The 11,681-nt window shown below is 70.0% G+C and carries 9 protein-coding genes, 1 tRNA gene and 1 pseudogene; 1 reads left to right on the forward strand and 10 read right to left on the reverse strand.

All coding sequences use genetic code 11. The features are described 5' to 3' along the window. Window positions 1-211: 211 nt before the first annotated feature. The 4 genes and pseudogenes from ACIA8F_RS33405 to ACIA8F_RS33420 form a co-directional block, all read right to left on the reverse strand. Window positions 212-2,044 (reverse strand): DEAD/DEAH box helicase, encoded by a 1,833-nt coding sequence (locus ACIA8F_RS33405; protein WP_383951824.1) that lies wholly within the window; start codon window positions 2,042-2,044, stop codon window positions 212-214. 146 nt (window positions 2,045-2,190) lie between these two features. Beyond that, window positions 2,191-2,612: pseudogene (locus tag ACIA8F_RS33410) on the reverse strand (type II toxin-antitoxin system death-on-curing family toxin). Continuing rightward, entirely contained in the window at window positions 2,609-2,800 is a 192-nt protein-coding gene (locus tag ACIA8F_RS33415; protein WP_399384490.1) for a hypothetical protein, read from the reverse strand. The pseudogene ACIA8F_RS33410 and the gene ACIA8F_RS33415 overlap by 4 nt, the downstream one beginning before the upstream one ends. A 410-nt stretch (window positions 2,801-3,210) precedes the next feature. After that, a complete protein-coding gene (locus tag ACIA8F_RS33420; protein ID WP_399384492.1) occupies window positions 3,211-4,668 on the reverse strand; it encodes an MFS transporter in 1,458 nt (485 codons plus the stop codon). Between the two features lie 238 nt (window positions 4,669-4,906). Between ACIA8F_RS33420 and ACIA8F_RS33425 the strand changes: the two genes are divergently transcribed. Then, a tRNA-Cys gene (locus tag ACIA8F_RS33425) sits at window positions 4,907-4,981 on the forward strand. 54 nt (window positions 4,982-5,035) lie between these two features. On the opposite strand, the gene ACIA8F_RS33430 is transcribed toward ACIA8F_RS33425, so the two are convergent. From ACIA8F_RS33430 to ACIA8F_RS33455, 6 genes are read right to left on the reverse strand one after another with little or no spacing between them, the layout of a single operon-like run. Then, entirely contained in the window at window positions 5,036-5,533 is a 498-nt protein-coding gene (locus ACIA8F_RS33430; protein WP_399384494.1) for a hypothetical protein, read from the reverse strand. Between the two features lie 52 nt (window positions 5,534-5,585). Next, complete coding sequence (locus tag ACIA8F_RS33435; protein ID WP_399384495.1) at window positions 5,586-7,871, reverse strand: hypothetical protein; 2,286 nt, start codon at window positions 7,869-7,871, stop codon at window positions 5,586-5,588. A gap of 27 nt (window positions 7,872-7,898) precedes the next feature. Further along, window positions 7,899-8,330, reverse strand: coding sequence for a hypothetical protein (locus ACIA8F_RS33440; protein ID WP_399384496.1), 432 nt, complete (start codon window positions 8,328-8,330; stop codon window positions 7,899-7,901). 54 nt (window positions 8,331-8,384) lie between these two features. Beyond that, on the reverse strand, window positions 8,385-9,575 hold the full coding sequence (gene mycP / locus ACIA8F_RS33445) for a type VII secretion-associated serine protease mycosin (RefSeq protein WP_399384497.1): 1,191 nt from the start codon (window positions 9,573-9,575) through the stop codon (window positions 8,385-8,387). A 21-nt stretch (window positions 9,576-9,596) separates the two neighbouring features. Beyond that, complete coding sequence (locus ACIA8F_RS33450; RefSeq protein ID WP_399384498.1) at window positions 9,597-11,069, reverse strand: WXG100 family type VII secretion target; 1,473 nt, start codon at window positions 11,067-11,069, stop codon at window positions 9,597-9,599. Next, a complete protein-coding gene (locus ACIA8F_RS33455; protein WP_399384500.1) occupies window positions 11,069-11,569 on the reverse strand; it encodes a hypothetical protein in 501 nt (166 codons plus the stop codon). Before ACIA8F_RS33455 ends, ACIA8F_RS33450 begins: the two co-directional genes overlap by 1 nt. Window positions 11,570-11,681 lie beyond the last annotated feature (112 nt).

An 11,681-nucleotide genomic window follows, 5' to 3' on the forward strand; every position in this document is an offset into this window, starting at 1 on the left:
CGGGCGCCTACTGGCGTTTTATGCCGGTTGAAAACGCGCATCGCCGCCAATTCGTGACCTTCGGCCCCCGGTCCCGTCCCGCGTTTGCGGGCCGCCCCCGGCGGCCCCGCAGGGGCTCCCACCACGGGTGCGGCGCCACCGCTACGGCGGCCCGGGCGGGCGGGGACCGTACGAATCTCCCCTCGCCCGCCGGACCGTATTCCGTAGGAAATCACCGCATCCGGGTGGCCCACTCCTGGACCTTCTTGATGCGCTCGCGCAGCTGTCCCGCGGTGGCTTCCGCGCTCGGCGGTCCGCCGCACACACGGCGCAGTTCGGTGTGGAGCACGCCGTGCGGTTTGCCGCTCTGGTGGACGTACGCACCGACCATCGTGTTGAGCGACTTGCGCAGCTCCAGCAGTTCCTTGTGGGAGACCACCGGGCGCCGGTCGGCGGGCAGCTCCAGCAGGTCCGCCTCCGAGTCTGGCTTGCGCTTGCTGTGCGCGATCTGCCGCGACTGCCGCTTCTGGAGCAGCATCTGCACCTGGTCGGGCTCCAGCAGCCCCGGGATGCCGAGGTAGTCCTGCTCCTCCTCGCTCCCCGGATGCGCCTGCATGCCGAACTCGGCGCCGTCGTAGAGCACCCGGTCGAAGACGGCGTCGGACTCCAGCGCCTCGAAGGACATCTGCTCCTCGTCGCCGGTGTCCTCGTCCTCCTGCTTGTTCGCCTCCTCCATCTCCTTCTCGGAGTCGGCGTAGGGGTCTTCCTCGCCCTGCTTCTTCGGCTTGTCGAGGACGTGGTCGCGCTCGACTTCCATCTCGTTGGCGAAGCCCAGCAGGTAGGGGATGGTCGGCAGGAACACCGAGGCCGTCTCGCCGCGCCGGCGCGAGCGCACGAAGCGGCCGACGGCCTGCGCGAAGAACAGCGGGGTCGAGATGGTGGTGGCGTACACGCCGACCGCGAGGCGGGGTACGTCGACGCCCTCGGACACCATGCGGACCGCGACCATCCAGCGGTCGTTGCTCGCGGCGAACTCGTCGATCCGCTTCGAGGCGCCGGTGTCGTCGGACAGGACGACGGTGGCCTTGCTCCCGGTGATCTCCCGGATCAGCTTGGCGTAGGCGCGCGCGGAATCCTGGTCGGCGGCGATGACCAGCCCGCCCGCGTCCGGGATGCCCTTCCTGACCTCGGTGAGCCGCTGGTCGGCGGCGCGCAGCACGTTCGGCATCCAGTCGCCGCGCGCGTCGAGGGCGGTGCGCCAGGCCTGCGAGATGGCGTCCTTGGTCATCGGCTCGCCGAGGCGCGCGGCGATCTCGTCGCCCGCCTTGGTGCGCCAGCGCATGTTGCCGCTGTAGGAAAGGAAGATGACGGGCCGCACGACCCCGTCGCCGAGGGCGTTCCCGTAGCCGTACGTGTAATCGGCGGAGGACCGCCGAATTCCGTCGTTCCCCTCCTCATAGGCGACGAAGGGAATGGGATTCGTGTCGGACCGGAAAGGCGTACCGGTGAGGGCGAGCCGCCGGGTCGCCGGGTCGAAGGCCTCCAGGCAGGCCTCGCCCCAGGACTTCGAGTCACCGGCATGGTGGATCTCGTCGAGGATCACGAGGGTCTTGCGCTGCTCGCACCGGTTGCGGTGCAGCATCGGGCGCACGCCCACACCCGCGTACGTGACGGCGACCCCGTGGTAGTCCTTGCTGAGCGGGCCGGCCGAGTAATCGGGATCCAGTCGGATCCCTATCCGGGCGGCGGCCTCCGCCCACTGCTTCTTCAGGTGCTCGGTCGGCGCGACGACGGTCACCTGCTGCACGACGTGGTGGTGCAGCAGCCAGGACGCGAGGGTCAGCGCGAAGGTGGTCTTGCCGGCGCCGGGGGTGGCGACGGCGAGGAAGTCGCGCGGCTGGGTCTCCAGGTACCGGTCCAGCGCACCCTGCTGCCAAGCTCGCAGGGCGCTGGCGGTACCCCACGGCGCGCGGCCGGGGAAGGCGGGTGAGAGGTGGTGGGAGGCGGTAGTAGTCACGGTCTCCGGTTCGGTCTCTCGGCGGCGTTTTCCGTCCCGGGCACGCATTCCGGGTGTCTTCCGGGCGTGCGGTCCGGGCATCGGTACGGCCGGCGGTACGGGCAGTCGTACGTAGGACAACCGGGCCACCTTACCGGCACGGGCCCGCCCCTCGCGGAGGGACAGGCCCGTGACCTCGGCGCGTGCGGCGAGCGTCACATTCGCCGCTCCAGCGTGCGCAGCCGCTCCGCGATCCGCCCGATGTCCTCCTCGCTGCCCGCCGCCACGTCGATGACCAGGCCGTACGCGGAGTCCTGATCGGCATCCCCGAGATCGACGCCGTTGACGGCGAGGAAGGTGGCCGCGGCGAGCCAGGCGGTGCGCTTGTTCCCGTCGACGAGGGGGTGGTTCGTCGCGATCGCGTGCAACAGCGCGGCGGCCTGCCCGAACACGTCCTCGTAGGCAGCCGTCCCGAACTCCCCCAGCTACCGCTGGGAGGGGCCCCCGGAGCCCGCGGCCGGTGCACCGCGGACTCCAGCAGCCCGGGCGCACGCAGCTCGACGGGCTGGTCCTGGGCAAGACAGGCGTACCGCGCAAGGTCGAGCACCTCTACGAGGGTCAGATACCTGGTGCTCATTCCCCGAGCCTCCGCAGCAGCCCCGCATGGAGCCCGGCCAGCCGCCCGGCCTCACTCCCGGCCCGCTCCCGCTCCCCCCGCACCCAGCCCCGCACGGCGGCCAGCACGGCCTCCTCGACACTCTGCCCGGTGGCATCGGCCAGATCGGCCAACTCGGCCTCACCCATCCCGATGATCAACTCACTCATCCCCGGATGCTAGCCAGCCGCCCCCGGTGGCCGCGCCGCATTTCCGCACGGGTCCCCTGCCCAGGCCACATCCAGCCCCTCCGGCGTTTGAGGAGCGGGGGCCCGGGGGCCGGCCCCCGGCAACGGCGCCGCACCGGACCACCGGCCCGTCCACCTCGCCCGGAGCACCCGCTCGCAGAACAGACCGAGCCCGGCCGAATCCAGCCCCTCCGGCGTTTGAGGAGCGGGGGCCCGGGGGCCGGCCCCCGGCAACGGCGCTGCACCGGACCACCGGCCAGCCGACCCACCCCGGGGGTTACCCCGCACACAGGGCAGGCCGCCCCGGCCACAACCCGGCCCCGCCGGCGTTTGAGGCGCAGGGGCCCGGGGGGCCGGCCCCCCGGCAGCGGCGCCGCACCCTGCAACCGGTCTCAGCCCCGCACGGGCTCCGCGTCCAGCCGGGTGGCCACCCATGCCCCCACCAGCGCCACGCAGGCCATCGGCAGGAACACCACCACGAACGCACCGGGGTGCGAAGCCCCGCCCCCCTCGGCCACGGAGTGCGCCGCCCCTACCGCGCCCCCGCCCAGCGCGGCAAACGCCGCCCCGCCCGCCGCCAGCAGCACGACATTCGCCAGCGCGTCCGAGATCTGCAGCGAAGCGGAGTTCGCGCCCGCTTCCTCCGGCGCCGACAGCTTCAGCAGCAGCACGCTGGTGGAGCCGATGACGAGCCCCATCCCCAGGCACCCCAGCGCCCACACCAGCGCGATGATCCACACCGGCACCCACTCCACGAGCACCGCCGGCGCCCCGGCGATCGCCACGGTGACCATGATCATGCCGAGCACCATCAGCCGTTCCCGGTACGGCGCGGTCCGCCCCTGCGACTGCACCCACGACCCCGCCGCCCACGTCACCCCGCCCAGCGCGAGCGAGAACCCGGCCATCGTGGGGCTCAGCCCCCGCTGGGTGACCAGCATCAGCGGGATGAAGCTCTCCGCCGCGATGAACGACCCGGCCGCCACACCGCGCAGCAGCACCACCGACGGCAGCCCGCGCCGCGCCCGGTAGGTCCCGCGCGGCAGCAGCCCGAGCACCGCGGGCACCAGCAGGGCGGCCCCGGCGAGCCCCGGCACCAGCGACAGCCACCTCAGGTCCTGGGCGGCGTACTGCAGCAGTCCCGCACCGGCCGAGATCCCGAGGGCGAGCCGGATCCGCCGCCGGTCGAACGCCACGGGCGGCGCCTCGGGGTCCACCGGCCCGGACGCGCTCCGCCGGATCGCGGGCAGCGCCACGGCCAGCGGTACGAAGACCAGCGCGGGGATCCCGAGGAACACCCAGCGCCACCCGAGGTGCTCGGTGACCGTTCCCGCCGCCAACGGTCCGACGATCGACGGCACGACCCAGCTCGCGGCGAAGGCCGCCATGATCGCGGGCCGCAGCCGCTCCTCGTAGGCCCGGCTTACGACCACGTAGAGCGCGACGATGACCAGCCCGCCCCCGAACCCCTGCACGGCCCGCCCGAGCACGAACATCCACATCGCCCCGGCCGTCCCGGAACACACCAGCCCGGCGGCGAATGCCACGATCCCCACGGTCAGCGGCCGCAGCGGCCCCTGCCGGTCGGCCCACTGCCCGGACAGCACCATCCCGAAGAGGCTGGTCGTGAAGTAGGCGGAGAAGGCGAAGGCGTACAGCGCGATCCCGTCCAGCTCCCGGGCGGCCACGGGCATGGCGGTACCGACGGCGGTCGCCTCGAAGGCGATCAGGAAGATGACCGAGATGATCCCGATGCTGAGCGTCCGGTACGCGGGCGCGAGGATCCCGCCCTTCGGGTCGTCGGGTATGGGCTCGGCGGGTGCAGCAGCTCGCTGGGGGAGGACGCTCATCGCCCCAGCGTAAGTCCCATAACCCTCTTTCGACCCTGTCATTCCGACCGATCCCACCCCCTCCCCCAGCCCTAGGCCAAAGGTCCCGCCACCACTCCTCTCTCCCTTCCTCCCTCCCCTCGGTGCTCCCCTCCCCCTCCCTCTTTGTGAACGCGGCATGGCAGTCGCATTGCACGCCCCGCGCACCCCTTCCCCACCCTCCCGCCCCCTCGTACGGTCATACACATCACCACCACCCAGCCGTGTGCCCGAGTGGTTGAGGGACTCGCCTGCAAAGCGAGTTACGCCGGTTCGATTCCGGTCACGGCTTCCATGCAGAAGGCCGCTCAGGACGTTCCTGAGCGGCCTTCTTACTGTCATCTGTCGGTCATGCGGAGCAGTGCAGCTGCTCCACGGCGAACCGGTGGTACGGGTCCATCATCTCCGTGAAATAGGCTCGCGGATCCTTCGGCTTTCCCGCTCCGGACCCGCTGGTCAGGACGAGCTCCACTTTGTAGGGGCCCTCGGGGCTCTTGCAGGTGAACGAAATCGCCGCGCCGCTGTCCCAGACGATCCCACCGCTCCCGATGTCGATCCTGTCGGGGCTCTCCTTCTCCCAGCTGGACCACTGGAAGTCCTGATCCACCGACCGCCGGGAGGCACGGGCACTGAATCGGGTGTCCCCGTCGACGTAGAGCTGGCAGGACGTGCCCTTGTCGATTTCGGGCAGGGTGAAAACAGCAGGAGAGTCGTCCCGGACCTTGGTTCCCTTGCCGGCCGTCCGGGCCACGTCCTTGCCCGCGAAGGCCCCCGCTCCCCAGCAGACCCGGTCGGGCAGGGGCGCCGCCCCCTGTCCGCTCCCTCCCGTGCACGCGGAAAGCAGCAACAGGACTGCGATCGCGCCACCGGTGAAGCAAGAGGCGGCCCGACGCGCCATCTCAGGAACCCGCCTTGCCGGACGCCATGAGGTTCCGGCCGGTCGAATGGGCCGTACCGGTCTCACGTCCTGCCCCCAGCTGAAGGTCCTTGATGTCCGTCTCGCTCATGCCCGACCCCCTGGCCGCATTGGCAACGGCGTTCTCCGCCGCCTTGCTTGCAGCCGCCTCCGCATCCGCGTAGTTGGCCATGACGCCCTTCTCGGTCTTGCCGGTCTTCTCCGCCACGTCTTCCTTGGCGCTGTCGACTACCGCCTCGGTGATGTCCTCCTGAAGCCATTCGACGACGTCCCCGGCCAGCGGGACCAGCTCCAGGTACTTGCCGCCGGCCATGGTGATACCGCGGTTGACCCACTTCGCACTGTCCTCGACGCCCTTGACGTATTCCTCGTTCGTATGGGCGGCGGCTCCATAGGTCCCCTGCGCCCTGGCCTCGGACAGCATGCCCGCGATCTGACCACCGGGATTGACGGAATTGGAGATGGCCAGATCCAGTTCCGAATGGTCGGCGCGGTGCGCGATGACATCGCTGACCAAGGCCGTGGTGTGGGTCTGCTGAGCCGTGGTGATCACGCCGTACGCTTCGGGATCCTGAGCCACCGCCCCCAAGAACCGCGCCATGTCGGACTTCTTGAAATCGGCCTGCTCGCCGAAGGTCCTGATCTCCTGCGTACCGTTCGCGGCGGTCGCCTGCAGGTCCGGCATGTACTCGGCGGCCATGCGTCCGAAGTTGCCGGACAGGCCACCCAGCGGAGTCGGCTCGTCGGCAGTCGGCTTGGCCACGAGCTCCGGGTTGTCGCTGACCTTCTCGACGACCCGTTCCATGATGTCCGTCATCGGACCGGTGTGCGGTACGGGCTTCGCGTCCTCGTCGCCCGCCGCGCGGCCCGAGACGGCTGCCTCCAGGGCGCCGCCGAGGGCCTCCTGGGCCGGGTGGGCGTCGCCCGTCTTCGCGATGTCGAAGGCGTCCTCGTACGGCTTCTTGTCGAGCATGTAGTCGACCATGCCCTGGTCCTTGCCGTGCTGACCCTTGACCGGCTTGTCGTCCTCGGTGACGATGCCGTCGCCGTTGGAGTCCTCGCGGACCGGCTCGTTGAAGAACGCCGTCGCCGCGTCCGGGTTGTTGCCGAGGGCCTCCATCAGACCCGTCAGCGGGTAGAAGCCGCGGCCGCCGCCCTCGCCCTGGTTCAGGACCGAGTCGAGGCCGTACGGCGTGTGGTACTCCCAGGCCTTCGGATCCTTGCGGTCCACGGCCACCATGTCGCGGCCGACCGAGGTCAGGAACTCCTTGTCGTACGTCCCCTCGCGGATCAGCGCACCGAGCGCCTGATAGCCGTAGATCGTCGTCACTCCGCCGGTGACCTGCATCTCCTTGCGGCCGGCCTTCATCAGCTGTGTGGTCCAGGCGGCGTCGAGGTGGTTCGGGACGTCCTTGTGCGTGGCCAGGCCGAGCATCGCGCCCATGTCGCTCTGGATGTTCGCGACCATCTGCGCGCGGTCCTTACCCGCGACGCCGAGGCTCGTGGCGTCCAGGGACATGGTGGCGTACATCTCCAGCGTGCCCTCGGCCCCGATCGTCCGGTAGAAGCCCGTCGCGAACTCGGGGTCCTCGCGGTTGTCGTCGAGCAGGTCCTCCAGCTCGCGCAGCGCCTCGGGGTTGCGGGCCGTACCGCCCTCGCCCGTGACCTTCTTCATCAACGCGGCCGCCCGGTCCGCTTGTTCGGCGTCGAGGGTCGCGTACTTCGGTGCGGTGAAGTCGTGGTCGTCCGTGACATTGGCCTGGAGCGCGCGGACAAGGGAGTCGTCCGCGTCCTGGGCGTCCTCGACGGCCCGGTCGACCCGGTCCTGCCACAGACCCTGGTTCGTGCGGAGGGACGCCTGGTAGTCCGGATCGTGCTGGGCGGCGTAACGATCCTGCGGGTCGGCGAGCGGTATGGCCGACACCCGCCCGGTCTCGTCTATGCGAAAGCCGGCGGCCGGAGCGTCCGCCACCAGCTTCTTGAGCTGCTCCTGGACCGCCTTGAGGGTGGCGTGCCCGTCGGTGAGCAGGAGGTGGATGCCCTTGGCCTCGCGGGCCGCGTCGTCGAACTCCTTGGCCGTCTTGTCGACCAGCGAGCGGGCGACACCCGCGGTGACGCCGCTCCACCGGGCCTTGTCCGAGGCCGCCTTCATGCCGTTTCGCGCCGACTCCGCCAGCTCGTCCAGCTTCTTGGCCATCGCGGCCCAGTCGGTGATCGCGGTCTGGAGCGGGCCCAGGGGCGCGTTCACGACGTTCTCGTACGTCAGCACGTGTACGACACCTTCGTCACTTGTTCGTCACTTGAGGAGCTCGTCGATCTTCGAGGCCGTGAAATCGGCGTACAGCTGCTGCTCTTCCTTGCTGTGCGAGGAGAGCGAGTAGTTCAGGCCGTTGGAAATGTTCGCGCAGGCGGCGACGAGGGTCTTGAGCTGGCTCTCCCAGCGGGTGTTGACCTTGAGCAGGGCCGCACCGCTCGCGAAGCCCTCGCGCGTCAGCGCGCCGGCCGCCTCCGTGGTGGACGCGGCGGCGTGCCGGCCGTCGGTGGAGAGCCGGGTGTGGAGCTTGTAGGCCTCGGAGCCGACCTCGCCGATGCGGTCCTGATCGAGCTCCAGATCGGCACTGCCACCGCCGGGACCTGGTGCGGGGGCGGCCGGGACGCTGTTGAGCCGCGTGGCGACGTTGGCGGCGGCGGTGCTCCGGGCCGTGGACCATTCCTCGTCGAAGGACATGCGGTGGCCTTCCCTTCCGGCTCTGGTGGTGTGCGGTTCTGCGCGTGGCCCGGGTCAGCGGCTCCGCCGCCGGACGACGACCGCGGTGACGGCTCCGCCGATGAGCAGACAGGCCCCCAGGCCGAGCGCGAGCCCGACATAGGGGAGGTTGCTGCCGCCTCCGTCGTCCTTCTTCGCATCGGCCTGGGGCGCGGGCGCGGCGGCCTCGGAACTGGTGGAGGAGCCGGCCGAGGGCGCCTTCGTCCCCGTCCCGCCGCCGGCTGCGGCCAGGTCGGGGAGCGGGTAGACGTCCGCGGGGCCGGGGTCGCCGGGGGTTGCCACCGCGATGCGCGGCCGGACGATGCCGTACCCGACGAAGTCACTGCGCGCGGCGCCGTCGGTGGGCTTGCCCGCGGTGTTCATGAGGACCCGGAGCACCTGGTTGTTGGTCCAGTCGGGGTGGGCGGACCAGATCAGCGCGGCGGAGGCGGAGACGAGGGCGGTGGCGTCACTCGTGCCGTGGCTGGTGCACAGCCCGCTCTTACCTGTCGAGCAAGCCGTAACGATGTCAGCACCCGGTGCGGACAGGTCGACCTGAGAGCCGTGCTGCGATTCTTTGGTCACCTTGCCGTCTCGGTCGACAGCACCGACACCCACCACTCCAGGTGTCGCCGCCGGATACATGGTCCGGTTAGTCGACTCTCCGTCATTGCCGACAGCAGCAAAGATCAACTTACCTTTGGAGAGCGCGTACTTCACTACCTCAAGTCGCGCCGGATCCTCTACCGATGACGACATCGAGATGTTAATGATCTTCGCTTCAGAGTCTGCGGCATACCGAATCGCTTCAGTCCAGATCGGATCCGACGCACTCTCGCTCTGAGGTGTACGGATAGGGAGGATCTTGGCTCCTGGTGCAAGCCCAAATGCCCCGTCGCCGCTGGGATGCTTCCCGCTACCCGCGATGATCGCCGCAATGCTTGATCCGTGCGGCATCCAGTCCGTACGTTCGTCACCCTTGTACGAGGAAGGGGCGTAGTCCTTACCTGGCAGAACTTGCCCCTCCAGCTCGGGAAGTCGATCAACACCGCTGTCGATAACGGCGACCGTGACACCTTTGCCCGTACTGGTCTTCCAGATCTCGTCAGCCTTCATCGACGTGAGGTGCCATTGCTGGGACCGAATGCTCTCCGCGTGGGCCGGAGCCGCAGCAACTCCGGCCAGCAGGAAGCCCACCAAGGCCGCGGTTGCCTTACGCATACGCATCCCGTGCAACGTCCGCTCCACTCAGTCGATCACCGGCGGAACGACACGACCGTCGCCCTGCCACGTCTCTTCGTCCTCAGCAAGGTAGTCGGGGCGCTCGCCCTGCCGACCCTCACCCCGTCGACCCGGAGCATGCGCGCCAGCGCCGCCATGACCCATGGGGCCCCCCGCGGGGCCAGAACCTGATCCGCCGCGAACCAATCCGGAACCGCCCTGGGTAAACGGCTGACCACCAGCTACGGCTTGACCGCTGCCACCAAGCTGACGCCCACCGACGACACCGCCGGGTTCGGCGGCGAGACGGCGGCCGGCCGTGGGGCCACCGAGACCGCCGTGCACGCCGCCGCCACCCATACCCATGCCGCCGCCCATGCCCATGCCGCGTCCGGCCGCCTCACCGCCGATGACCGTGCCACGAGGGATGCTCGCACCCGGCCCGCCGGGCGTCACCGGCCGACCGCCCGAAATCCCGCTGTCGCGCGGGGGCAGTCCTGCGACACCGCCCAGTCCACCCTTCCCGCCAACCCCACCGGGGCTCGGCGGGGTTCCGCCAGGCCCGAAGCCACCAGGACCGACACTGCCGATCGGCTTCTGTACGCCAACACCCGGCGGCAGCGTCAGAGGCGGGACGAAGCCGCCAGGGGTGACGCCTGGACCGCCGCCCGGCCCGACAGAACCCGGGCCTCCGGGTACTCCGGGGACTGGGGGAAGGGTCGTACTCGGCGTCGGACCGACGGTATCCAGTCCAGTGCCGACGCTGCGGTCCGGCGGCACAGGAGTGGGGCCAGGAATCGTCGGGGTCGTACCCCCGGGTCCCGGCTGCGGCCCAGTTGTAAAACCAGAGTCGTTCGAGGAGCCAGCGGGACCTGCCGACGTGGGCGCGTACGGCGACCCACCCGAGCCAGCACTCCCCGTCGAACCACCATCAGAGCGCGCCATTTCCGTTTCCCCGGAACGGAGCTTCGGCACGAACGTCTCCGGCGGCTCCGGAAACGTCGGAATCTCCGCCATCTCCATCCCGGTAGCCGAAGCCTCGTACCCCTGCGCCAGCTTCGTCATCTGCTGGATCGCCTGCTGCCGGTCGCCGCTCAGCTTCGAGTGGGCCTGCTGGCCGATCTGCTGTGCGTCGGGGTCGTTGTGGAACTCGCGGGCCGCATCGAGGTTGGCGGCCGCCGTCGCGTCGTACTTCGGCATGTTGGCCTTGACCTCGATGACGACCTGGCTGGCCTGCGTCAGCTGCTTGCCGCCCTCGGCGCTGTATTCGCTCAAGCGCAGCGTCGCGTTGCCCGCGCGGCTGACCCAGTCCTGGAAGGCCGTGCCCGATTCGCCTTCCCAGCCGGTCACCCGGTGGTCCTTGAGGCTCTCGCCGATCTCCTTGATGGCCGCCGCGGCGTCCGTCAGCTGGTCGCCGCGCGCCTTGAGGGTCTCCGCATTGGCCGAGGCGAGCATGGCCAGCAGTTCCTGGTGCGTGTGGCTCTCGAAGTTCGTCGCCATCAGAAGCCACTTCCCTGCGTCGCACCGGGAGTTGCGCCCTGCGAGGGCGAACTGTGCGGCGGCGGAGGTGCCAGCGGGTCCCGTTCCGGGACGTAGTTGGCCTTCGCCTGCTCGCTGATCGCCAGCATCCGCCGCTTCGTGTCCTCGTCCACGCCGCCGAAGCCCCGTCCCGCCGTCTGGATCGCGATGCCCAGCCCCTCGATCTGGTCCGCCAGCCCCTTGGACAGCGCGAGCAGCTGCGTGTGCACGTTCGAGTAGGCCGTGAACAGCCGCTTGGCCTCTGCGAAGCCTTCGCCCAGGGAGTTTTCCGGGAGGGTGCCGTCCGCCAGCTTCTTGTCGCTCGCCGGGGAGCCGTCCAGCTTCTCCAGCAGGCCGTCGACCCGCTTCTTGTAGTCGGTCAGCGATTCGTACTCGACCTGCAGGGCGCCCAGCGCCGCCGGCGAGGCAACGCCCACGCCGAAGTCCACTCCGAACACGCCCGGCCCATAGTCCACTGCCACGATGGCCTCCCCGACTCCCCGTCGTCCCCGTTCGCACCCGCTTCGCACGCGTTCGCACACGCACGTCGCCAGTGTCCGCAAACACTCTATCGAGAGAGTCCGACAGGCCCAA

Source organism: Streptomyces sp. NPDC051563 (genome assembly GCF_044454225.1).
Taxonomy (GTDB): domain Bacteria; phylum Actinomycetota; class Actinomycetes; order Streptomycetales; family Streptomycetaceae; genus Streptomyces.